Genomic DNA, 20365 nt, shown 5'->3' with positions numbered 1-20365 from the left:
ATTCAGGTGACGCTACCGCGGCCGTCCCGCCTCAAGCCACTCCTGCACCTGTTCCATCGGCAACCGGTACCGGGCGCAGTTGTACAGATCCAGCAAGAGCAACTCCTCCGCCAACATCGGACGCAACACATGCGCATCGTCCTCCGATAAGGCCAGCGCCGCTACCGCCGCATCGGCCGTCTGCCGTGCGCGCACCACCCGGCTGATCGCTTCGTTCAGCTTCTCCCGGAAGCGCAGGCGAAGGGGATCCGGCACACCCGCCGCGTCGAGCTGAATGGCGTACTTTCGGATCGAGCGCCGATAGGACCACGCGAACAGGTCCACCGCCAGCGTCACATCGCCGCGTTCGTAGACGCCCATCATGGCGTAGGCATAGTCTTGAGCCTCCACGTCCAGGAATGACAGCGGCGCGCAGTTGTAGAGCATCAGCGGAATGTTGGCCGACAGGCGGCTGGTACGCTTGTTGCCGTCCTCGAATGGCTGCAGATAGGCAAGGTTTACCCAGAGAAAGAATGCCGCTTCCACGGGGTTCTTGATCAGCCGCGCTTTCTCCACGATGTGATCGAAAATTTCCTGCAGCAGCGCGGGCGCCTGGATGGGCAGATAGGTCGTGCCGCCGATGTTGATCACGGTCTGGCGGATATGACCCAGGCTTTTGGTGTTGGGCAACAGGTGCTGCATCAGGATCGCGTGGAGGTTGCCGATAACGGCGGACGTGAGGCCGTGCAAGGGCACCGCATCGATCATGAACTCGATGGCGGCCTTGTGGTTAAGCAGCATGACCGCGTCCAGATCAGTTCCCGCCGCGCCGCGCTTGAACAGTTCTTGCGTGGCCAGCAGCGAATACCGATTGCCTTCCAGCCGCGAGGACGACCAAGACAGATCCAGCAACAGCGGTTCCAGCACGCGGCGTGCGTAAGTGCCGGCAGGTTGCTGGCCCTGCATGCAGCCTTCGTCGGCCAAGGTCTGGGCCAAAGCAGGAGGCAATAGGGAGCTCTGGTTCGGGATGTAGTTGTCCACGAAGCTGCGCTGATAGCCCACCGGTGCGCGCGATGCTAGCGGTTGCCGAAGATGGGCCAGCAATTTCACCCCCTGTTCGGACCAGATCATTGCGCCGATGTCAGGCGTCGGTTCCGCCAGCCGCGTGGCGACGTGGGTCGTGGCGGATGCCCAGGCGGGTGCCTGATCCGCGACCCCGTAGCGCGTTGCCCGGCCCTGCCCTTCGCGCAGTACCAGGCCGGCCTTGCGCAGCGCGTCCAGCTGGCGCTTTACCGTGGACCAGCTGGCATGGGTTCGGTAGGCCAATTCGCTGGAACTCAGCCAGGGCAGATTCTCCTGATGTTGGGCGCGGAGCAGCTGGAGGATGTGTTCGCGGGTGGTCATGGGCGTTGGCGGTGACTGAATCAGCTCAATTTATCAGGAATCAGCTCAATATTGAGCTGATTCCAAAGCCGGATGAGCTGAAACGGTCTGATTCTGAGCTGATTCTCGACGCGATCTGCAGCCAGCATCGCTTGGCGACCCTCGGTCGCCGTAGCGCCTGCACGGTCGCACCGCTACGGCCGCAGCATTTCTCCATGCAAAAACGCTTATGGAAACCTCAGTTTTATTCATTAGGCGTGCATGGATGATCTCCCCATAATCCTCCTGCAGGCTCCAAAAGCCGCCGTCCATTCGCGACGCATTTGATGATTCATGGGGATGACATGTTGAGGACAGTACTGGGACGCACCCGCTGCGTAGCGGCAGGGATCGCGCTCTTGCTTTTCACAGGCGTCAGCACAGGCGCCACCGCAGACTATCCGGATAAGCCCATCAAGCTGGTCGTGCCGCAGGCCGCCGGCGGCGGCACGGATGTGATCGGCCGCTTATGGGCGGACTACCTTGCACGGCAGCTTAAGACACCGGTGGTGGTTGAGAACCGGCCGGGCGCCAACGGCATCCTGGCATCCAGTTACGTGGCCAAGCAGCCGGCCGATGGATATACCGTGCTGGTCAGCGGGGTGTCCTACCTGGCCTTCAACCCGCATATGTACAAGAACATGCCGTATCAGCCGGCGCGGGATTTCGACGGTGTCAGCCTGTTGGTGAATACGCCCTTCCTGCTCGTCGCCGGTACGCAGACGGGTATCCGTTCGTTGAACGAACTGGTCGCTCGCGCCAAGGCCGAACCCGAGTCGTTGAATTTCGCGTCGGCGGGCAAGGGTAATTCCACGCATCTGGTCGTGGAGATGCTGGCGCAGAAGACGGGCATGAAGCTCACGCATGTTCCGTACAACGGCGCGGCCGCCGGGCTGACCAGCGTGATGGCCAACCAGACCCAGGTGATGGCCGATGTGCTGAACACGGGCGCCGTGCAGGCCAATGCAGGCAAGGTCGTTCCATTGGCTGTGGTGGGCAACAAGCGCGCGGCAAGCGTGCCGGACGTGCCGACGCTGGCCGAACTGGGCTTCAAGGATTTTCCGATGCCGGGCTGGTATGCGCTGGTTGCGCCCAAGGGCACGCCGCCGCAGGCCATCGCGCGGCTCAACGCCGAGACCCGGCGCTTCTTCGACGACCCCGCGGTCAAGGCGCGCCTGCAGGAGCTTCAGCTTGAGCCCCTGCCCTCGTCGCCCGAGACCGTGGCCGAATGGACCGCGCGCGATAGCGCTACATGGGGCCCGCTGATTCGCCAGCTGGGCTTGAGCAACGACTGAACACCACGACAAAGGACACACCATGCCCAAACTCACCCAGGCTGTCTGGCATTACCGATTCGACAAGATGACGTCCATGATGGACGACCTGGCCGTCGATGCCGTCATCTTCACGTCGGCGGATTTCTTCCAGTTCGCCACCAATTTCCACACCGACGTCTTGCCCTGGGAACGGCCGATCTTTGCGGTCGTGCCGCGCAACGGCACGCCCTTCCTGGTCATGAACGAACTGTCCACGCATCACATGCAGTTCTCGCAGGAACAGGGCAAGGTCTGGATCACCGACATCAGCTATTACGCCGAGCATCCGCGCGTGCAGAACCGGCTGCCCTTGATTACGCAATTGCCCGAGCTGCTGGCGGCCAGGTTGAAGGCCGCTGGCCTTGCGCGGTCGCGCATCGCCGTCGAAGGTGGCAGCCCGGTGCTGGCGCAGTTGGCGCGCTTCCTGCCCGACGTCGTCTTGCGCAACGCGACGCCCGAGTGCCGCGCACTGCGTTGGCAGAAGCACGACGAAGAGCTGGCCGTGATGGCGGCCGCCGCGTCCATCTCTGATTGGATTCAGGACCGCTACCGCGAGAACATCCGGCCCGGCCGACTGGTGCAGGAGCTGGACTTCGCAATGGCGTCGCTGTTCGTGCAGGAGGCTGCCGAGCGCTTTCCGGGCGAGCACTTCGAGGTGATCCGCTGCTGGACCCTAAGCGGCCCCGCGTCGGCCTCGCCGCATGGCGATGGCGCATCATGCGGCGCGCGGATCAAGGAAGGCGACGTGCTGGTGAACATCGTCATTCCGCGCTTGAACGGCCTGACGATCGAGAACGAGCGCACGTGGTTCTGCGGCACGCCTTCGTCCGAGCAGGTGCGGCTGTGGTCCGCGGCCAAGGCGGCGAACGAGGCGGCCATTGCCGCCGCGCGCACCGGCAACCCCGTCTGCGCGATCGACGCGGCCGCGCAGGCCGAGATCGAGAAGGCCGGGTACGCGGACTTCATCCGCCATCGCACCGGGCATGCCGTGGGCATCATTCACCACGAATACCCGGAAGACATGGCCTTCAACCAACGCCCCTTGCTGGACAACGAGGTGTATTCGGCGGAACCGGGCATCTACGCCTATGGCATCGGCGGCTTCCGCCTGGATGACACGGTCGTGGTGGGGAGCACGCCACGCGTGCTGACCCACACGCCCAAGACGCTCGAGTACGCGACGGTCAAGTAGCCGCGTCGTTGGCGGGGCTGCCCTGGGAGGTGCCCTGAGCCTCCTGGCGCAGCGTTTCACGCAAGGCCGGCAGCACGATGCTGGGCGAGTCGGCCGCCCACAACATGCCGATGGGGCCGAACTCCAGGCGGGACGGCGCGCGCACGATGCTGATGAGCTGAAGCCGTTCGTACATGTGCGCGACGGAACTCGCCAAGGTGGCGATGTAATCACGGTCTTGCAGCATCGACAACAGCGCAACCAGCGAACTGGTCTCGACGGACGGCTTCGGGGGCGGCATGCCCGCATCCACCACGGCCTGATCCAGCCGTGAGCGCGACAGCGTGCCTAGCGGCGGCAGGATCCACGGATAACGCTGCGTGTCCTCCCAGCAGGGCGCATCCAGTTCCGCCAGCGGATGCCCGCGCCTGGCCACCACGCTGAAAGTGTCGGTCATCAGCCATTCGGTGCACAGGCCGGAGCGGCTGGCGCGCACGTCCAACGGCCCGATGATGAGGTCGATCTCGCGGCGTTCCACGCGTTCAATCAGCGGTTCAAGCAAGCCCTCGACCAGTTCAATCTGCACATTGGGCGAACGCTGGTGCAGCGCGGCAATGGCGCGTGGCAACAAGACCGGCGCCGCAGAAAGAATGGTGCCGATATGCAGATGTCCTGCCACGCCACCCTTGACCGCTTCGATTTCCTCGCCAGTGCGCGCGGTGTCGCCCAGAACTCGGCACGCGTAGCGCCAGAGCGCACCCCCGGCCTCCGTCAGTTCAAGCGACCGGCCACGCAGGAACAGCGGCGTGCCCACCAGGTCTTCCATGTCGCTCAGCCAGTGCGAGAGCGCGGGCTGCGTCATGTGCATGGCTTTGGCGGCACCGGTGACGCTGCGCGCGCTTTCCAAGGCGGCCAGCACTTGCAGGTGGCGAAGCTTGAGCCGGCGGGTCCAGGGCGGGTCGATCGAGGTGGCGTCCATGCGGAAATGGTAATGGATCTCTCAGCTTTATTCATTAGCGCCTTATGGCCAATGGCAGCCAAAATGCCTTTCCCGATAGATGAGGGCAAGCCGTGACGAACGCAACAGAAAACATGGCCCAGACGCGGGCGCTAAGCGACATGGCGCAGGCCCTGGCCGCAGCACCCCAACCCGAACGCGGACTGCAGGCGCTGGCCCGCGCGCTGGCCGCGCGGATCGGCTATCGGCTGTTCACGGTGTTGGTGCTGGACCGAGAGGCGGAGCAGAGCCTGCGGTATTTTTCAAGCCAGCCCGAGGCCTACCCGCCAGGCGGCGCCAAGCCCATCCGCGAAAACAGCGAGTTCTACGCCACGGTCGTGCTTGAGGGAAAGGCGCGAATCTGCGTCGACCGCGCAGAATGCGCGCGCGCATTTCCAGACCATGAACTCATCCATTCACTCGGCTGCGAGAGCGCCGTGAATGTGCCCGTCCGATGGGACGGGCAGACCATCGCATCGCTGAACCTGCTGCACGAGTCCGGCTGGTATCGGCAGGACATGCTGCCCGAACTGAGCGGGTACGCCGCGATGGCTATTCCCATCATTCAAAAGATCATTCATACCACCCGCCCGTAGGGAGAGAAAACGATGACACGCCTTGGCACCGCTATTACTGCATTGCTCCTGTCGGTGGGGCTGACGCCGGCTCACGCCGCCGACGCCTACCCCGCCAAACCGATCACGATCATCTATCCCTATGCGCCGGGATCGGCGTCGGACACGATGACCCGCCTGCTGGCAGAAGCGATGTCCAAGCGCCTGGGGCAACCCGTGATCGTCGACGGCAAACCCGGCGCGGGCGGCTCGATCGCCACCGAGCACGTCGTGCGCGCCGCACCCGACGGCTATACGCTGCTGCTCAGCGCAAGCGGCACCATCGCGGTCAATCCGCACATCTACAAGCTGCGCTACAACCCCGTCGAGGACCTGGCGCAGATCTCGATCGCCGTGGAAGTCCCGTTCGTGTTTGTCGTGGGCAAGCAGTTTCCGGCGCAGGATTACGCGGCGTTCAAGGCGTTAAGCAGCACGAAGCCCGGTGGCCTTTCTTCGGCGAACGCCGGGCTTGGCACCCAAGCGCACCTGACGCAGGCGGCCTTCGCCAAGCTGGCGGGGGTGAATCTGAGCATCCTGGGCTATAAGGGGGCCGCGCCCGCCGTCAACGACATCCTGGGCGGGCACGTGGATTCGATGATGGACAACGCCGCCTCGCAAATTCCGTACGTCACGTCGGGTAAAACCACCGCGCTGTTCGTCACCAGCGATTATCGGTTTGAAGGGTATCCCCAGGTACCCACTGCCAAGGAATTGGGCATCACGGGGCTGGTTCCGACCGGGTGGTTTGGTCTGGCTGCGCCCAAGGACACACCGCCTGCGGTTGTTGAAAAGATACAGGGTGCGGTGGTCGCCAGCCTTAAGGATGCCGAGATGCAGCGCAAGTTGAAGGAGTTGGGCTGGGTGATCGTCGGGAATACGTCGCAGCAGGCCACTGAACGGGCTCGCACGGACTATGAGCTTCTGGGGACGGTGGCTCGGGATATTGATTTGAAGCCGAATTGATGGATTTGTGGTGGGCCTGCGTTTCGCGGGGCCCAACCTAACTCCACCTGCGATCGTAAGAGATAAGAGTGCAAGACTACTGTTTAAATTGCCGAACGGCTCGAGTTGTAGTTCGACACCTTCTCCTCTGAAGGAATCGCTCGGGCGTCTCTTCAGTTCGTTCTTTCCGATGGTTTGGCCGCGGGCTTCGATACCTTCTTTGCATCCAGTTCTGTTTTTGTCTGGCCGGCTGCGTTCTCTTTCGCGAATTGGCGCACACCTTCGGCGATGTCCTTAGGGATGTAGACATATTTGATCACCTCGTCGATGATCTCAGGATGTAGGAAGAACGGTGAGTTACCGGCCTCCCAGTCCGGTCGCATCTTTACTCTCTTGCGTCGTGACGGTCCAAAGAAAAGATTGTTCCAGACTAATGCGCCACGCGCTGGGTGGCCCTTCTGTTCGATGATCTTCTCTAAGACGCCTCCTATGATGCATGTCCCCTTGGCGTGAATTGCCTTCGCACTGTGAATGCGGTCAAGTTCATGCGTCAGCGAGCCCACGGTCTTGCCGCTTATGTCGACGATGCCATAGTCCAGTGGCTGACAGTACCTTCGGAGTTCCCAAACTGCACGGTCGAATCGAACAATATCGAACGGCTGGATGTTGTATGAGACCTCGTAATATCGACGCGCTGCCCCGTAGTCCTCGAGATCCTTGATGAACTGGAGTGTATCGGCACTGAGATCGAGTTCGAACTTTCCCTGCTGCTTCATTTTCTCGATGCCAGGAGTTGCGCTGTGGCCCATATGGGCCTTCAGTCGATTGAGTACCAAAATGCCTTTGACGTATTTCTCAAGGCTGTGCAGGGCAGACCACAGGAACGGCTGAATCAGCCGCGCTCGGTAGGCCATTCGCGCAGTGACGTAGTCCTTGTCTGCGGTATCGCGGAAGCTTCTGATCGCAAAGTCGTTGACCAGGATATGCATCGGGTAAGGCATGCGTGTTCTCAGAAGTGGTAGGCCTTGATTGCATCGGGGATGCATTGAGCACGAGTCATTCACCAAATTTTAGTCTGAGCTAGCCCGGGTTTTCCGGACGCCCGAAGAAGTAGACAATACTTGAACGAGGTGTCCCATGGATAAATCCAAGCCCGATAGCAGTGCGACCGGCGACAAGCGCCAGCACCAAAGCCGCGAGTTCAAGGTCGAGGCGGTTCGCCAGTTGGAGCAAGGCCAGGTTATTGGCACCCAACTGGCGTTGATGCTGGGTGTGAAGCGCTCGATTATTTACCGATGGATGAGGGAGCTCGCCACACACGGGCCTGATATTTCTTTCCCCGATAAAGGCCGAACTAGCAGCGACGAACAGACCGAGATCCAGCGCCTCAAGCGCGAGTTGGAGCAGGTTAAGGAAGAGCGCGACATCTTTAAAAAAAGCGGCAGCGTACTTTGCGCGGGAACTGCCGTGAGGTACGCCTTTGTGCAAGCTCATCAGCAGCAGTTCCGCGTAGCGCGGCTATGCAAAGCACTGCACGTCAGTCGCAGTGGCTATTACGATTGGGTGCGGCAATCGCCATGCGCGCATGGCGGCGCTGATGGCGGGGTGGGAGGCTTGTGCGATCACTCGGGGACCTTGGCGGACGCCTTGCTAGAGCAGGCGCGGGCTTGCGGCGCGGATGCGGACCCTTGCGGCATGTTGCACGACGCGCCGGCGTCGTTGCAGTAGTAGGCGCCCGCCCAAAGACAAAGACCCGCCCGCTCCGGCGGGCATGCGGGACGAATACCAGGCTTGGGCCGGTATTCGTTAAGCTGCAATACAACACGGCGGATGCGTCGGCGTGGCAGGCGTTCGATGCCTGGCTGCGGGTGCAGCCGGCGCATGCGTTGGTATGGGAGCGTTTGCAGGCGCCGGCCTTCTTACAGCGTGTGGAACACCCGGGTCGCGTATGACGTGACGTCGAATTGGACGGCGGCGTTGAACGTGAACAATCTGTTCGACAAGGTGTATTACGAGTATCCGGGCTATGTCGAGAACCGCAACAACTACGGCGCGCCGCGCAACATGATGTTGACGTTGCGCGGGCGGTTCTGAACGCCTGGGCAACAAGGGGCAGGCGGCATGAGGTGCCGCCTGGTCCTCTGGCGTTGCCCAAGAGGACGGGTGTGATGCGCATCTTTTAAGATGTCTGCATCCCCATTGCCAGAGTCCTGACATGCCCTCCTCTCCCGCTGACGACGTGATTGCCCTGTACCAAGCGCATGCTGCGGCGTTTGCGGCGCTGCGGATTACAGAATTGATCGAGCGCGCCTGGCTGACCGCCTTCCTGGAACGGCTTGCCGTCCCCCATCCGCAAGTGCTGGATGTAGGTTGCGGCACTGGCGTTCCCATCGCCCGTCATCTGATCGAGAACGGCTGCCGCATCACCGGCATCGATACCTCGTTGCCGCTGCTGTCCCGGGCCAAGGCGTCGTTTCCCGACCATCATTGGATCGCCGCCGACATGCGGCAGTTGGCTGGCATCGGACCGTTTCATGGATTGATCGCCTGGCACAGCTTTTTCCACCTTCGGCCCGAGGATCAGCGGCTGATGTTCCCCATCTTTCGGCGCCTGGCCGCGCCGGGCGCGGTGTTGATGTTCACCAGTGGCACGGCGTTGGGCGAAGCCATTGGGACGTTTGAAGGCAAGCCGCTTTATCACGGCAGTCTGGATGCTTGCGAATATCGCCAACTACTGGCGGAAAACGGATTCTCGGTGGTTCGGCATCAGCAGGAAGATCCGGCGTGCGGCGGCGCGACGGTGTGGCTGGCCACGCAGACCGGCTGTTAAGGAAGAGGCGCTGCTGACGCGATATCATGGCCCCGCCTTTCCCCGCCGGGGTATTGCCTGGCCCTGCCTCTTGCAATGCCCCGTTCCTTCCCGCCTCGGAAACAGGAACCCAGAACGATGCCGTTTTTCCCCCCGCTTGTCCGCGTTTGCCTGATCGCCCTTTTCACCCCATCGCTGGCGCTTGCCCAGCCCGCCGCACCGGATTTCGCCGGGCGCACCGCGGCGCTGGTGGAGCGTCATCGCGTGAACGTGGACGGATTGCTGGGTAATGCGCGGCAGGAGGGAATGGCGTTGCTGGTGATTCCGACCCTGAACCTGGACGCCGAGCCCCCGCGTGATTTCAATGACGACGCGACGCGCGACCGCTTCGTGCGTCAGCGCAGCACGTTCATGCGCTGGAACCACAAGTCGGAAAAGGACACCGCGATCAGCGCCGGCGCGGGGGACCACAAGCTGAAACCGACGGACCCCGGGCCGCAGTTCCAGACGGTGCGCGGCAAGCTGCTGTATCAGGTGATTCCGGTGTGGCCGGGTGAATACCGGCTCAACCGCATTACTTATCATCAGCCTCGTACCGAATTGCCCGAAACGGTGCCGCCGCAGAGCGCCATGGAGCGGCTGAAGAAGATCGGCATCGCGACGCTGGATTACACGGTGGACCGCGAATTCAAGATGACCGCGCCTCAAGCGAAAACCGGGCAAGAGGACGACGACGGCCTGGGCAAGGGCTGCGAGGTGATGTTGCGGGCGGGCGGCGGTTGCGACGAGGCAGCGCGCGAGGTGTACTGGCGGATCAACGGCGAGATCGCCTTCAATGCGGGAGAGGCGGACGCCGTGCCGGCGCCCGGCATCGAAGCCGAACTGACTTTCTCGCCGATCGCCGCGATCACGCTCGAAGCGGGGGAAGCGGTGCTGACGGATGGATTCGTGTTGCCTGTCGACCAGCCGGTCATGACGCCGGATTCGTGCGAAGACACGTCCCTCGGCCCCACCTGCACGATGGATTCGCTGACGTTGACGCGCCTGCCTGCCAGCCTGGAAGATTTCCGGCAGGCGCCCGGCGCGGGCAGCTTCAATTTGCCCGAGCTGGAGGCAGCGCTGCGCGACCTTAAGTACCGGGCGCCCACGCTGTACTACAAGCCGGCGTCCGAGGCGACGCCGAACCAGATCCGGGCCGTGGGGACGGACTAGGATTCGAAAGGTGAGGAATGGACGCAAAGGAATTTGTCGCCAACTGGAATGCGCTAAGGGCCGAGCTGCTGGCCGCCTTCACGGCGCCGGAGGCGGCCAGCGAGGTCGCCGCCAAGGTCCGGGAAATGGGGCTGTCTGCCGAGCAATCCGTTCAGATGCAGGGCGTCCTCGACACCGTGGTTAAAGACACGATGTACGCGCTGCTGCTGGGTCTGGACGGGGAGGCCAGCATCGGGGACAGCCAGCAGGCGTTCACGATCACGGATGAAGACGGCACCGTGATTCAGGGCATCGAGGAGGCCGCTTGGGAGTGCTTCCATGGCGCAGCCGGGCAATGACGCAAGGCGCCTGTTGCGGACCTTGCACACTGCGTAGAGAAAGCCAGGAAAGCTGATCTGGCCGCCGCGGGCCCGAAACCGTTACGCGCCTTCGCCCGCCCTGCCCTTTGAATCGCGATACGCGACCGCATACATAGCCATCACGACGAACGTTGCCAGGACACAAAGCACGACGCCCAACGCGGCATAGGCCACATCAGTGCCCGTCACGAATGTGTACGTCAGCGGGGACAGCACACTCGCCGTGAAACCGGCCACGACGACCAGCGCCAGCAGCACGAGCATCAGCGGCCAACGCGGGTAGGGCATTGCCGCGCGGATGTTGCCAAAGCCATAATCACCGGTCGCGGCGACGCGCGGCAGGCTCAGCCCATACGTCGCAAGCGCGTACAGGACCGGCAGCCAGATGACCGTCGCCGACGCGATCAATGCGCCCCAAAACCTGATGTCTTCCGCGCCGTTCAGCAGCACGTAGACCACAAACGGCAGATTGCCGGTGGCGCGCGCCAAGGCCCCGACCGCGATGGCGATCGCGCCCAGCAGGACGAGGTGTTTGGCCTCGGCGGTGCCGCCGCGTGCGGTTGCGTCGCGCGGGGCGTTCCCCAGGACGACGACCCTGTGCCAGGCGAACGTCATGCGCGCGAACGCGATCAGATTGATCAGCGTCAGCGCGACAAACACCAGATCCGCCAGCCGATACAGCGGGGTGTCCGCCAAGGCGAACGGCAGAGATAGCGTGAACACCGCAAGCGACCACGGCGCGGCGGCCAACATGGACCGGCCCTGCTGCCGGATGACGCCAGCTGTCGCTGCGAAAAAGCGACCTGCCCCGAGTTTGCTCGACACGAGATTCCTTTGCTCTGAACGGACGGGTTTCGTTTATACCCCAGCTGCGGCCTCGTCCTTGTTTGGCGTGCCGGCGCGCTGGCGATTGCCTCACACAGGCAATTCGCGCGGCATCGACGTGCCGGCGTCGTCATCGCCATAGATCAGTCCGGGCAACGGCGACTTGCCCCGCCCGACGCTTGCCCACAGCGCTTCGATCCAGTCCGCCGCCGTATCGACGATGGCATCCTGCACGACAAAGCCGGCCCTATCGGGAGCGAACGTCGGCACGGCCGGCGTTACGCCGGTGGCGGTGTGCCGGACGTCGAACAAGGTCCGATGGGCATCCACCGCCTTGTTCAGCACATAAAGGTCGGGGCCTTCCAGGCTGACGACAACCGAGAACGTGCCCTCGCCGTCCTGGTCGGGGAAGATGCCGACGTGAATCTCGCGGGCCCTTTCAGGCAGGGCCGCGATCAGCGCGGCCAAGCGCGCTTGTGCGTTGTCGGTATGCCGGTCCAACACGCGCCGCAGCGCGGCTTGATAGTCTTGCCGATTCATTTGCATCCCCTTATTGCCCCGCGGCCTCATAGCTCACCCCAGGCTGGCCACGCGGGTCCTGACGGAAAAACACGATGTTCTCGAACGGGATCGGGTCGGCATCCCAGCGCCAGTACGGCTTGGTGGCGCCGGAAAAGCCGCTGTAGCGATGCTCGTACTGGTTGTAGCAACCGACATGCACGGGGTCGCGGCCCGCGCCATGCGTTCGCAGCGCGATCACCAGATCGCCCCATTTCGGATCCTGTCCTGATTCCACCACGGATACGGGGGCAAACCGGTCGTCTTCAAAGCGGCTCCGAGCCGCTTGTGAGAAGTGGGACCGCAGGGCCTGCCGGATTTTCTCGCGCAGCGGTTCGTCGTCGGGCGAGGCGTCGCCGCCCCTGTCCGCGATCAGTTGTTCGGCTTGCCGGCAAACGCCTCCCAACTCCGGGCCGATGCGCTGCTCCAGCCCGGCCGCCAAGTCGCTGCGCTGCATGTTGCCGAAGGACAAGCCGGCGATGGCCACCGCCAGCATCGCGGCGACCGCGCCAAACGGCCACGCGGGCGTGCGTCGGCCGGCATAGCGCAACGCCGCCAAGACCAGCAGCAAATGCACCGCCACGAACAGCAGCGCGTAACCGGCCACCATCCAGTAGTGATAGAACGTGAATCCCGTAAGCATCACGGCGTCCCCCCGCTCGCCCGGCGATGCAGCTTCACGCTGCCGATACTGGCGACGATCAACATCAGGCTTGTCAGCGTAGCGATGCAGAACAGCGGAAAGAGATCGTCGGTGATGATCCAGCGCAGTTGCTCGCCCAGGCCATACGGCCCGAACGCCCGTGCACGTTCGCGGTCTGCGCCGGCGAAGATGCGGGTCCAGAAGCACGCGGCCAGTGCGCCATGCAGCCACAACGCCAGCGCATAGCGCTTGATGTAGAGCAGGCAAAGCGCGGCCAGCGCGCCCGTCCAGACGCTGATCACCGATATCCGGCTGGCGTCGAAGAGCTGTACGCTGGGCTTGGAAAGCAGCCACATCAGGGCGAATATCGCCGCTGCACTGGCTGCGCCGATGGGCCACGGAATCGGCGTCAGATTGATTTTTCGGGTCATGGGTGCGACGAATATACCTGATCGGACACCGCCAAAATCCGGATGCAGGATCTGGCCGCAGACCGCGTTCGTGCGTACACTTCCGGCATGCTACGCATCGACAATCTCACCAAGCGCTACGGCGAATATCTCGTATTTCAGGGGCTGACTCACACGTTCGGCCCGGGCTGCGTGGCGCTGTGCGAAGAAGACAGCACCGGCAAATCCAGCTTGCTGGGTATCATCGCGGGCGCCGTCCCGCCGGATGCCGGAGACGTCTGGATCGACGGGCATTCCCTGACCCATGCGCCGCAGCAGGCCCGTGCCCGCCTGGCTTATGTGCCGGACAATTGTTTGGCCTTTCCAGCGATGACAGGGCGCGCTTTGCTTGCGCAAGTGGCTGCGGAAAAGCAGGTTCCCGTGGACGATGCGGTGCTTGATCTGGCTTACCGATTGGGGCTGGAACCGCATCTGGACAAGCGCTTCGAACAGATGTCGACGGGTACGCGCCGCAAGGTCTTCGTGACGGCGGCCGCCTTGGGCGATCCGGCCGTGGTGATCGCAGACGGACCCAGCAACGGGTTCGATGCACAGGGCCGCGCCGTGCTGGCCGAGGTGTTCAAGGCCTGGGCCAAAGATCGCGTGGTGCTGTTCGCCAGCCATGATCCCGAGCTGGTGCAGGCGTGCGAGGCTGAGGCGATCAACGTCGCTGAATTGCGCTGACCGGGGCGCGGTGCTCAGCTGCGGCCGAACCGAACGGTGCCCGATTGTCGGGCCGCTGCCAATACTGCCTTCACTTCGTCTGCAATTCTCATCGGGCAATCGCTCTCGCTGTCGAAAACGCGTTCTGGCAGCTTAAGCTTCAATCATTGGCGTGGCCGAAGCCACAGTAAGGTGGGTTTCTTAATATTCTGCGGCGCATATTTCCTTTTTATGCTTCCTTATAGTGCAGCAAATATCTATGTTTTGCTGCACTATAAGGAAGCAAAAAACAGGGGTTTGCTGCATTATGGGCTATCATTTGTCGATAAAATCCGACCATAGGTTTGCCCATGTCCCCAGAACTGAATCAACTGCGCCTGGAGCAATTGCAGGCATCCCTGTCCGCGTATTCCCCGTTGGTAGCGAGGAAAGCACCTGCGCGCGGCTGGCTGAAGCTTATTCGCGAATCGCTGGGGCTCACACAGCGCCAACAAGCGCAACGCCTGGGGATCTCAGGGCCGACGCTACACAAATCAGAACAAGCGGAATCGGATGAGCGGATCAGTCTTGGACATTTGCGCAAACTCGCCGACGGTCTCGACTGCGAACTTGTCTATGCCTTGGTACCGCGGCGACCCCTTACGGAGGTCGTTCATGAGCGGGCTCGCGCCATTGCGCTTGAAGAGGTTGATGGCGTTGTGCACACCATGAGCCTGGAAGACCAGCGCCCGGCGGAAGCTCGCAGTAGCAAGCAGGTGGAACGACGGGCCGAGGAGTTGCTGCGAGGTAGATGGTCCGACTTATGGCGCTAGACCTTGACGAGCAGGACGGCCAGACACCGCTGGATCCTGACGAAAGGGCAGGACTCATTCCCGAGCACCTGAATACCAAGGGTGAATTGAACGATTGGGAGCAGGAAAACATCTTGCGTGCGGTGCGCTGGTTGAAGCGAACCCGGCCGCCATTCTCCTGTGGTGGCAGTAGTCTGGTAAGCGCATCGCAAATCCGGTCTTGCTATTTGGAGGGGCTGCGCGCTGCCGACAAAAATGACTACCAGCCGCTGCTTGCATTCGTTCGTAGCTGACCGAAGAGACGGGGCGCTGTGCTCGGGAAACGTCCGAAATCAGTGCGGCTTCCAGTTGATGCCGTCTTTCGAACGGTACTCGGGCTGGCCCGAGCAACACCCGCCTGCGCCGAAGGCCTGACGCCCGATGAAGGCCGTGATAAAGCCTTTGCCTTCGGTCAGTGATTGGTTGACGCATATCGTGGGCAGCGGATAGAACTCACCTTCCAATACCAGCGTCCAGCTCACATTCTCGCCTTCAGCAGCGTCTACCTTGTAGACCTTGCAGTTATTGACGAGCAAGTGAATGGGCTTGCCGGCCAGCACGCCTTTGAACTGGTGGTGCGGTGGCGTTTCGCGCGTGGCGATGGTTTCGGCGGTGAGCGTTGATCCGGCCGGCGGCGGCGGAAGCGAAGGTTCGCAACCCGCCAGCACGCCTGCCGCGCATAGCGTGAGGGCCAGTCGGCGGGCGTGGCGGGTCATCTTGGCAATCCCCTGTCAGGCGACGTTGGCGAAGCGCTTTTCCAGATACGCGATGATCTCGTTGGACTCGTACATCCAGCGCGTGCCGTCCGCCTCTTCGATGCGCAGGCAAGGCACCTTCACCTTGCCGCCGCCGGCCAGCAGTTGTTCGCGCGCCTGCGGATCGCCCTTGGCGTCGTGCAGGGCCACCGGCACGTTCAGGCGATGCATGGCGCGGCGCGTCTTGACGCAAAACGGGCAGGCGTGGAACTGGTACAGCGAGAGCGCGGCCGCGTCTTTGTTGACGGCCGCCTGGCCTTGCGGCGAACGCTTCTGCGGGCGCGGCCGCGTCAGGGCGTCGCCCGCGACGATCAATTGACCCAGGCCGACACGCAAGGCTTTAACAATCATGGATAGGGACTCGAAAAGGCAAAGTAAGGCGGTCAGTCTACTCCCTGCGGGACGTTGGTGCCGCCCGCATTCTTGAACCCGCTGCAGGTCGCTAGACATTGCGTTCTCTACCCTTCTGTTCGTCGGATTCCAACTTCCGTGCGTGTTATGGCGACGCGAGTCCTCGCTACGGATGGTGAAATGTTCTCAGGGCTTGTAAGCGGAGGTGTTGTTGATTGTTTACGCCAAAGCCAGATTCGATGACCTGCCGGCCTCATTTCTGACCAAAATCAAGGAGAGTCTTGATGCCTAAAAAAGCCGATGCTGAGATGGCCGAGTTTGAAGCGGCACTGCTGCACAGCATCAAGCAAGCTGCCGAGGGCCAATATGCCCGTGTACATACGCCTGATGAGATTGTGCGGGGGCCAGTCCTCTACACTCGAACACTCCGCCCTTTGCCAACGCCGGACATCATGAGATCCCGTGCCGTTCCGCATGCCCAGCCGCCGGCATCCTCTTCGGACCCGGCCGCCACCGAGCCGTTGCAGGATGCCGCCCTGCTGCGCCGGTTGCTGCGCGCCAAAGACCGCATGGATGCCGCCTCGCACGAGGCCTGGCCGGTCAGCCGCCTGGCCGAGGTCAGCGGGGTCTCGGAGGCCTATTTCGCGCGCTCCTTCAAGCGGGCGTTTGGCCTGCCCCCGCACCGCTATCTGTTGACGCGGCGGATCGAGCAGGCCGTCTCGTTGCTGCGCGACACCGAGCTCAGCATCACCGACATCGCTTTCTCGACCGGCTGGCAAAGCCTGGGCACGTTCGGCCGCATTTTCCATGACGTTACGGGCTCAAGCCCCAGCACCCTGCGCGCCGAGGTCCGGGCGAAGACGGTTGAACTCGGCCGCGTTCCCGCTTGCGTGCTGAAAGCCGCGCAACGCCCTGATCTGGGCACCGCAGTTTTGGAGAAGCGCCGCCGCAGCGCCAGGGATAAATTGGCGGCATCCACCAAGGAGAAACCATGAACGAAGGTATCAGTGTGATGGGCGTGTATGTCGACGATCAGGACGAAGCGCTTGCGTTCTACGTAGACAAATTGGGATTCCGCATTCACACGGATGTGCGCAATGGCCCGTACCGCTGGCTCACGGTCCAGCACCCCGAGCAGCCTGGGCTTCAGCTTGGCTTGTTCGCGCCGGGGCCGCCCGTCCATGACGAAGCCACCGCGAAAACCCTGCGTGCGATGGTCGCCAAAGGCGCCATGCCGCCGCTGGTGCTATCGGTGTCTGACTGCCGCGCCAGCTACGCCAAACTGAAGGCGCTGGGTGTGGAGTTCACGCAAGAGCCGACGGACCGCTATGGCAGCGTGGACGCCGGCTTCCGCGACCCGGCCGGCAATGGCTGGAAGATGATTCAGGCGCCCACCGGCAAGGCGTAGGCGGCAGCAATCGGGGCGTCGGTCAGTTCCCCTCAGGCTAGCTAAAATCCAACGCCTCACCCCATTGGAATTCAGCCTGTCATGACCGACCGACAGATCATCCTCCCCGATTCGATGAAGACGCTTGCAGACCGGGCCGGCTACGCGCCTGCGGTGAAGGTCGGGCACACGGTCTATTGCGCCGGGCAAGTAGGCAGGACGCCTGATCTGCAGGTCATCGCGGACCCGGAAGCGCAGTTCGCCGCCGCCTGGGAAAACCTGCGCGTGGTGCTCGCCGAGGCCGGCTGCACGTTCGACGATGTGGTCGACATGACGACATACCATGTCGACATGGCCGTCCATATGGACGTGTTCCGGGCCGTGAAGGACAGGACGTTTCCGCGAGGCCGATGCGCCTGGACGTGCATCGGCGTGAGCGAGCTTGCGCGACCCGGGCTGCTGGTCGAGATCAAGTGCACCGCGATTGCGAAGGCCGCTAGTACAGCCTGACGCGTTGATCCTGCCCCGTCACCGGACGAGTCAGACAAAGGCAACGCCGATACCATCCGCCGCAGTGCACACGGTTTTTTTGGATTAATCCTGGCACCGGCACGGCCATCCTGGTATCAAATGTCGCGGCAAGCTCCACTTCTGTTCAGGTCTCTGACATGGCGAGGTGTATCCATGCCGCAATGCCGATTTCCCCTGCGAATCCTGGCTGCCGCCGGTGCATCGCTTGCGCTGTCCAGCGGCGCCGTGCTGGCCCAAGGAGCCGGCCAGGCGGGCATGGCCGCGGCGCCTCAGGCGCCGGGAAAATTCTGCGAATGCAGATTCTCATCAGGGCAGTACGAGGCCTACAGCACCGATGGCACCTGCACCGTCCAGCGCTATGGCGGCGGGCGCAAGTGCGAATTCGGCTTTGCGGGGGCCGGGGCTAATCCTGCCGTGCTCAATGCCCTGCTGGGTCAGGATGCTTCCAGCGCGCAGTTCCGCCTGGCGCCTGAAATCTTTGCCCGCTACCTGGCATTTGCCCAAACGGGCGACACGACGTCGTTGTCCGACAGCAAGTTCATTGAAGCTGCCCTGCCCGTGCTGGCGCGGGCCAGCCTGTTCCGCGAAGCCGTTGTCCGCGCGGAACTGCCCGTCAAGCAGATGGATGCCGAGATCGTCGAGTTCTCAAGAAAATACAGCGAGGTCATTTCCGCGGTGTTCCGCGGCAAGCAGGCGCCTCAAACGATCAAGTGGAGCCCCAACAGCCAGTTCGAGATCGGACAGGGCTTCGTGCAGCTGGATTTTCAACAACAGTCGCAATTGCTGGTGCTGTTCTTTGCCAACGCGAAACGGTGACCGGCCATGGATCTGAGTTGCATACGGGAATTGCCTGGATTGGACATGACCATGCTGGTCCTGCTTATCGGGGCGGGAATCGGTTTCCTGGTGCTGGGGGGGTATCTGCTGGTCCGTCCACCGCCTGCAACGGCCGGTCAGCCGGCGGTGTTGTGGATCGACAAATATCGCTTGAGAGGCCCCGTGGGCCTTTTCCTCATCCTGCTGGGGCTCGCCCTGTGGGGACTGGCGTATTGGCAGCTGAACAGCCGATTCGCCCCGGACGCGGAAGCCTTCACCGGAGCCCCCCGGACACTGGGTTCCATCGCAGACGGCCTGCGCCGCAACTCTAACGCCGATATTCAATTGAAAGGCGACGCGGATAGCGTCATGATTTCCCAGCCGGTCAGCGGCGCCTGCGCGACCGCGTTGCTGGACGACCTGTGCAAAAAGTACCGGGGCACGCTGACGTGCATCCAAGAGGGAAACAGAAGAGTGATCGAGCGCAGCCGTTGATCAAACCGATGCGCGAGAAACCCCGTTCAGGTGGGCGCCGTTTCGTTCCCGTGCAGGGTCCTGAGCTTCCGCAATTCCGGGAACCACCGCATCCACAACCCGGCCACGGCGATCGTGCCCATGCCGCCGATCACTACCGCCGGCACGGCCCCGAACAGTTCGGCGGTCACGCCGGACTCGAACTCGCCCAGCTGGTTGGACGCGCCGATGAACAAGGTGTTCACGGCGCTGACCCGGCCCAGCATGTGGTCGGGCGTATTCAACTGCACCAGCGATGAACGCACCACGACGCTGATCGAGTCCGCGGCGCCCAGCACGACCAGCGCGCCCACCGACAGCGGAATCGAGGTCGACAGGCCGAACACGGTCGTCGCCAGCCCGAACAGGATCAGCGAACCGAACAGCAGGCGGCCCACGTTTTCGCCCAGGCTCAATCGCGCCAGCGTCAGCGACATCAGCGCCGCTCCGCAGGCCGGTGCGGCACGCAAGGCGCCCAGCGCCCAGGGGCCGGCGTTGAGGATGTCTTTGGCGAAGATGGGCAGCAAGGCGGTGGCCCCGCCAAGCAGCACCGCGAACAGGTCCAGCGACAGGGTGCCCAGCAGCAGCCGGCGCTGGAAGATGAAGGTGATGCCGGCGAAGAGCGTGCGCCACGTGGTCGGCTCCTTGCGCGGCGGGGCGCGGTCGATGACGAGCGTGGCGATGGACGCGAAGGCCGTCAGGTACAGCGCCGCCGCCACGCAATAGATCCACCCGGCCCCCAGGCTGTAGCCGATGCCGCCCAGCGCGGGGCCGGCGATCTGCGCGATCTGCCCGCCCGAGGACGACAAGGCGGTCGCGCGCGGCAGCCACTCGCGGGGCACGACGGCCGGAATCAGCGTGGATAAGGTCGGCGCTTCGAAGGCGCGCGCCGAACTCATGATGATGATGGTGGCGTAGATCAGCGTCTTGCCGCCCACGCCGTGCAGGGCCGCGATCGCCAGGACCAGCGTGGCCAGGGTTTCCAGCGCCATGCAAAGGGCGACGATCTTGCGGCGGTCGTAGCGGTCGGCCACGTGCCCCACCACCAGCGTCAGCGCCGCCATGGGCAGGAATTGCGCCAGGCCGATCAGCCCCAGGTCGATCGCGCTGCCCGACAGCGCATAGATCTGCCAGCCGACCGCCACCGAGACGATCTGGAAGGCCAGCGACGCGCTGATGCGCGCGAACAGGAAATGCAGGAATGGGGGACGGGAAAGCGGACT

The 20365-nt window shown here is 63.0% G+C and carries 28 protein-coding genes; 18 read left to right on the top strand and 10 right to left on the bottom strand.

What is annotated here, in order from left to right; translation table 11 throughout:
- Nucleotides 1-12: 12 nt before the first annotated feature.
- A complete protein-coding gene (locus tag A9973_RS30085) occupies nt 13-1383 on the bottom strand; it encodes a Fic family protein (protein WP_183017217.1) in 1371 nt (456 codons plus the stop codon).
- A gap of 377 nt (nt 1384-1760) precedes the next feature.
- On the opposite strand from A9973_RS30085, the gene A9973_RS30080 reads away from it, so the two are divergent.
- Complete coding sequence (locus A9973_RS30080) at nt 1761-2696, top strand: tripartite tricarboxylate transporter substrate binding protein (protein WP_255469349.1); 936 nt, start codon at nt 1761-1763, stop codon at nt 2694-2696.
- Between the two features lie 22 nt (nt 2697-2718).
- Nucleotides 2719-3909, top strand: a complete 1191-nt coding sequence (locus A9973_RS30075; protein WP_183017216.1) for a Xaa-Pro peptidase family protein — start codon at nt 2719-2721, stop codon at nt 3907-3909.
- Here the strand turns inward: A9973_RS30075 and A9973_RS30070 are convergent.
- A complete protein-coding gene (locus A9973_RS30070; RefSeq protein ID WP_183017215.1) occupies nt 3902-4867 on the bottom strand; it encodes a LysR substrate-binding domain-containing protein in 966 nt (321 codons plus the stop codon). The two genes, A9973_RS30075 and A9973_RS30070, sit on opposite strands and share 8 nt — an antisense overlap.
- Before the next feature lie 92 nt (nt 4868-4959).
- Here A9973_RS30070 and A9973_RS30065 point away from each other — a divergent pair, with 92 nt between their 5' ends.
- The gene (locus A9973_RS30065; RefSeq protein ID WP_370539552.1) at nt 4960-5481 is read left to right on the top strand and encodes a GAF domain-containing protein; all 522 of its coding nucleotides are present in this window, start codon (nt 4960-4962) and stop codon (nt 5479-5481) included.
- Nucleotides 5482-5493: 12 nt separating this feature from the next.
- Nucleotides 5494-6462 (top strand): tripartite tricarboxylate transporter substrate binding protein, encoded by a 969-nt coding sequence (locus tag A9973_RS30060; RefSeq protein ID WP_183017214.1) that lies wholly within the window; start codon nt 5494-5496, stop codon nt 6460-6462.
- Nucleotides 6463-6614: 152 nt separating this feature from the next.
- Here the strand turns inward: A9973_RS30060 and A9973_RS30055 are convergent, their stop codons facing one another.
- Complete coding sequence (locus A9973_RS30055; RefSeq protein ID WP_183017213.1) at nt 6615-7442, bottom strand: hypothetical protein; 828 nt, start codon at nt 7440-7442, stop codon at nt 6615-6617.
- Nucleotides 7443-7578: 136 nt separating this feature from the next.
- Between A9973_RS30055 and A9973_RS30050 the strand changes: the two genes are divergently transcribed.
- From A9973_RS30050 to A9973_RS30025, 6 genes are all read left to right on the top strand, one after another.
- Entirely contained in the window at nt 7579-8169 is a 591-nt protein-coding gene (locus tag A9973_RS30050; protein WP_183017212.1) for a transposase, read from the top strand.
- Nucleotides 8058-8393, top strand: coding sequence for a FecR/PupR family sigma factor regulator (locus tag A9973_RS31415; RefSeq protein ID WP_370539551.1), 336 nt, complete (start codon nt 8058-8060; stop codon nt 8391-8393). The genes A9973_RS30050 and A9973_RS31415 overlap by 112 nt, the downstream gene beginning before the upstream one ends.
- Nucleotide 8394: 1 nt before the next feature.
- Nucleotides 8395-8535: a hypothetical protein gene (locus tag A9973_RS30040; RefSeq protein WP_370539550.1), complete on the top strand. Its 141-nt coding sequence runs from the start codon at nt 8395-8397 to the stop codon at nt 8533-8535.
- Between the two features lie 202 nt (nt 8536-8737).
- The gene (locus A9973_RS30035) at nt 8738-9271 is read left to right on the top strand and encodes a trans-aconitate 2-methyltransferase (protein ID WP_255469347.1); all 534 of its coding nucleotides are present in this window, start codon (nt 8738-8740) and stop codon (nt 9269-9271) included.
- Between the two features lie 117 nt (nt 9272-9388).
- On the top strand, nt 9389-10462 hold the full coding sequence (locus A9973_RS30030; RefSeq protein ID WP_183017210.1) for a hypothetical protein: 1074 nt from the start codon (nt 9389-9391) through the stop codon (nt 10460-10462).
- A gap of 17 nt (nt 10463-10479) precedes the next feature.
- A complete protein-coding gene (locus tag A9973_RS30025; protein WP_183017209.1) occupies nt 10480-10800 on the top strand; it encodes a hypothetical protein in 321 nt (106 codons plus the stop codon).
- Nucleotides 10801-10881: 81 nt separating this feature from the next.
- On the opposite strand, the gene A9973_RS30020 is transcribed toward A9973_RS30025, so the two are convergent.
- From A9973_RS30020 to A9973_RS30005, 4 genes are all read right to left on the bottom strand, one after another.
- On the bottom strand, nt 10882-11574 hold the full coding sequence (locus tag A9973_RS30020; protein WP_183017208.1) for a hypothetical protein: 693 nt from the start codon (nt 11572-11574) through the stop codon (nt 10882-10884).
- Between the two features lie 162 nt (nt 11575-11736).
- Nucleotides 11737-12186, bottom strand: coding sequence for a DUF6389 family protein (locus tag A9973_RS30015; RefSeq protein WP_183017207.1), 450 nt, complete (start codon nt 12184-12186; stop codon nt 11737-11739).
- Between the two features lie 10 nt (nt 12187-12196).
- Nucleotides 12197-12847, bottom strand: a complete 651-nt coding sequence (locus tag A9973_RS30010) for a hypothetical protein (protein WP_183017206.1) — start codon at nt 12845-12847, stop codon at nt 12197-12199.
- Complete coding sequence (locus A9973_RS30005) at nt 12847-13278, bottom strand: hypothetical protein (RefSeq protein ID WP_183017205.1); 432 nt, start codon at nt 13276-13278, stop codon at nt 12847-12849. The genes A9973_RS30010 and A9973_RS30005 overlap by 1 nt, the downstream gene beginning before the upstream one ends.
- A gap of 87 nt (nt 13279-13365) precedes the next feature.
- Here A9973_RS30005 and A9973_RS30000 point away from each other — a divergent pair, with 87 nt between their 5' ends.
- The 3 genes from A9973_RS30000 (at nt 13366) to A9973_RS29990 (ending at nt 15043) form a co-directional block, all read left to right on the top strand.
- Nucleotides 13366-13980: an ATP-binding cassette domain-containing protein gene (locus A9973_RS30000; protein WP_183017241.1), complete on the top strand. Its 615-nt coding sequence runs from the start codon at nt 13366-13368 to the stop codon at nt 13978-13980.
- Nucleotides 13981-14309: 329 nt separating this feature from the next.
- On the top strand, nt 14310-14771 hold the full coding sequence (locus tag A9973_RS29995) for a mobile mystery protein A (RefSeq protein WP_183017204.1): 462 nt from the start codon (nt 14310-14312) through the stop codon (nt 14769-14771).
- The gene (locus tag A9973_RS29990) at nt 14762-15043 is read left to right on the top strand and encodes a hypothetical protein (protein ID WP_183017203.1); all 282 of its coding nucleotides are present in this window, start codon (nt 14762-14764) and stop codon (nt 15041-15043) included. The genes A9973_RS29995 and A9973_RS29990 overlap by 10 nt, the downstream gene beginning before the upstream one ends.
- A 39-nt stretch (nt 15044-15082) precedes the next feature.
- Here the strand turns inward: A9973_RS29990 and A9973_RS29985 are convergent, their stop codons facing one another.
- Nucleotides 15083-15505, bottom strand: coding sequence for a hypothetical protein (locus A9973_RS29985; protein ID WP_183017202.1), 423 nt, complete (start codon nt 15503-15505; stop codon nt 15083-15085).
- Nucleotides 15506-15520: 15 nt separating this feature from the next.
- The gene (locus tag A9973_RS29980; RefSeq protein ID WP_183017201.1) at nt 15521-15895 is read right to left on the bottom strand and encodes a glutathione S-transferase N-terminal domain-containing protein; all 375 of its coding nucleotides are present in this window, start codon (nt 15893-15895) and stop codon (nt 15521-15523) included.
- A 452-nt stretch (nt 15896-16347) separates the two neighbouring features.
- On the opposite strand from A9973_RS29980, the gene A9973_RS29975 reads away from it, so the two are divergent.
- The 5 genes from A9973_RS29975 to A9973_RS29955 all read left to right on the top strand — a co-directional run bounded on the left by A9973_RS29975 (nt 16348) and on the right by A9973_RS29955 (nt 19124).
- The gene (locus A9973_RS29975) at nt 16348-16890 is read left to right on the top strand and encodes a helix-turn-helix transcriptional regulator (RefSeq protein WP_183017240.1); all 543 of its coding nucleotides are present in this window, start codon (nt 16348-16350) and stop codon (nt 16888-16890) included.
- Nucleotides 16887-17303, top strand: a complete 417-nt coding sequence (locus A9973_RS29970) for a VOC family protein (protein ID WP_183017200.1) — start codon at nt 16887-16889, stop codon at nt 17301-17303. Before A9973_RS29975 ends, A9973_RS29970 begins: the two co-directional genes overlap by 4 nt.
- An 81-nt stretch (nt 17304-17384) precedes the next feature.
- Nucleotides 17385-17792, top strand: a complete 408-nt coding sequence (locus A9973_RS29965) for a RidA family protein (RefSeq protein WP_183017199.1) — start codon at nt 17385-17387, stop codon at nt 17790-17792.
- Between the two features lie 174 nt (nt 17793-17966).
- Nucleotides 17967-18629 carry a hypothetical protein gene (locus tag A9973_RS29960; protein WP_183017198.1) on the top strand — a complete coding sequence of 221 codons (663 nt, stop codon included), beginning with the start codon at nt 17967-17969 and terminating at the stop codon, nt 18627-18629.
- 45 nt (nt 18630-18674) lie between these two features.
- The gene (locus A9973_RS29955) at nt 18675-19124 is read left to right on the top strand and encodes a hypothetical protein (RefSeq protein ID WP_255469346.1); all 450 of its coding nucleotides are present in this window, start codon (nt 18675-18677) and stop codon (nt 19122-19124) included.
- Nucleotides 19125-19150: 26 nt separating this feature from the next.
- On the opposite strand, the gene A9973_RS29950 is transcribed toward A9973_RS29955, so the two are convergent.
- Nucleotides 19151-20365: MFS transporter (locus tag A9973_RS29950; RefSeq protein ID WP_255469345.1), on the bottom strand; the 1215-nt coding region annotated here is incomplete at its 5' end.

This window comes from Achromobacter sp. UMC46, from assembly GCF_014170335.1.
GTDB lineage: Bacteria > Pseudomonadota > Gammaproteobacteria > Burkholderiales > Burkholderiaceae_B > Achromobacter.
Note: the sequence above shows the minus strand (reverse complement) of the source record. Positions and strands in the feature narration are given on the sequence as shown.

What these genes read in the sequence shown, in the direction of transcription:
- A9973_RS30085 (WP_183017217.1), bottom strand. Translation starts at nt 1,383, where the DNA reads ATGACCACCCGCGAACACATCCTCCAGCTGCTCCGCGCCCAACATCAG.
- A9973_RS30075 (WP_183017216.1), top strand. Translation starts at nt 2,719, where the DNA reads ATGCCCAAACTCACCCAGGCTGTCTGGCATTACCGATTCGACAAGATG.
- A9973_RS30070 (WP_183017215.1), bottom strand. Translation starts at nt 4,867, where the DNA reads ATGGACGCCACCTCGATCGACCCGCCCTGGACCCGCCGGCTCAAGCTT.
- A9973_RS30060 (WP_183017214.1), top strand. Translation starts at nt 5,494, where the DNA reads ATGACACGCCTTGGCACCGCTATTACTGCATTGCTCCTGTCGGTGGGG.
- A9973_RS30055 (WP_183017213.1), bottom strand. Translation starts at nt 7,442, where the DNA reads ATGCCTTACCCGATGCATATCCTGGTCAACGACTTTGCGATCAGAAGC.
- A9973_RS30050 (WP_183017212.1), top strand. Translation starts at nt 7,579, where the DNA reads ATGGATAAATCCAAGCCCGATAGCAGTGCGACCGGCGACAAGCGCCAG.
- A9973_RS30030 (WP_183017210.1), top strand. Translation starts at nt 9,389, where the DNA reads ATGCCGTTTTTCCCCCCGCTTGTCCGCGTTTGCCTGATCGCCCTTTTC.
- A9973_RS30025 (WP_183017209.1), top strand. Translation starts at nt 10,480, where the DNA reads ATGGACGCAAAGGAATTTGTCGCCAACTGGAATGCGCTAAGGGCCGAG.
- A9973_RS30020 (WP_183017208.1), bottom strand. Translation starts at nt 11,574, where the DNA reads ATGTTGGCCGCCGCGCCGTGGTCGCTTGCGGTGTTCACGCTATCTCTG.
- A9973_RS30015 (WP_183017207.1), bottom strand. Translation starts at nt 12,186, where the DNA reads ATGAATCGGCAAGACTATCAAGCCGCGCTGCGGCGCGTGTTGGACCGG.
- A9973_RS30010 (WP_183017206.1), bottom strand. Translation starts at nt 12,847, where the DNA reads ATGCTTACGGGATTCACGTTCTATCACTACTGGATGGTGGCCGGTTAC.
- A9973_RS30005 (WP_183017205.1), bottom strand. Translation starts at nt 13,278, where the DNA reads ATGACCCGAAAAATCAATCTGACGCCGATTCCGTGGCCCATCGGCGCA.
- A9973_RS30000 (WP_183017241.1), top strand. Translation starts at nt 13,366, where the DNA reads ATGCTACGCATCGACAATCTCACCAAGCGCTACGGCGAATATCTCGTA.
- A9973_RS29995 (WP_183017204.1), top strand. Translation starts at nt 14,310, where the DNA reads ATGTCCCCAGAACTGAATCAACTGCGCCTGGAGCAATTGCAGGCATCC.
- A9973_RS29990 (WP_183017203.1), top strand. Translation starts at nt 14,762, where the DNA reads ATGGCGCTAGACCTTGACGAGCAGGACGGCCAGACACCGCTGGATCCT.
- A9973_RS29985 (WP_183017202.1), bottom strand. Translation starts at nt 15,505, where the DNA reads ATGACCCGCCACGCCCGCCGACTGGCCCTCACGCTATGCGCGGCAGGC.
- A9973_RS29980 (WP_183017201.1), bottom strand. Translation starts at nt 15,895, where the DNA reads ATGATTGTTAAAGCCTTGCGTGTCGGCCTGGGTCAATTGATCGTCGCG.
- A9973_RS29975 (WP_183017240.1), top strand. Translation starts at nt 16,348, where the DNA reads ATGAGATCCCGTGCCGTTCCGCATGCCCAGCCGCCGGCATCCTCTTCG.
- A9973_RS29970 (WP_183017200.1), top strand. Translation starts at nt 16,887, where the DNA reads ATGAACGAAGGTATCAGTGTGATGGGCGTGTATGTCGACGATCAGGAC.
- A9973_RS29965 (WP_183017199.1), top strand. Translation starts at nt 17,385, where the DNA reads ATGACCGACCGACAGATCATCCTCCCCGATTCGATGAAGACGCTTGCA.
- A9973_RS29960 (WP_183017198.1), top strand. Translation starts at nt 17,967, where the DNA reads ATGCCGCAATGCCGATTTCCCCTGCGAATCCTGGCTGCCGCCGGTGCA.
- A9973_RS29955 (WP_255469346.1), top strand. Translation starts at nt 18,675, where the DNA reads ATGACCATGCTGGTCCTGCTTATCGGGGCGGGAATCGGTTTCCTGGTG.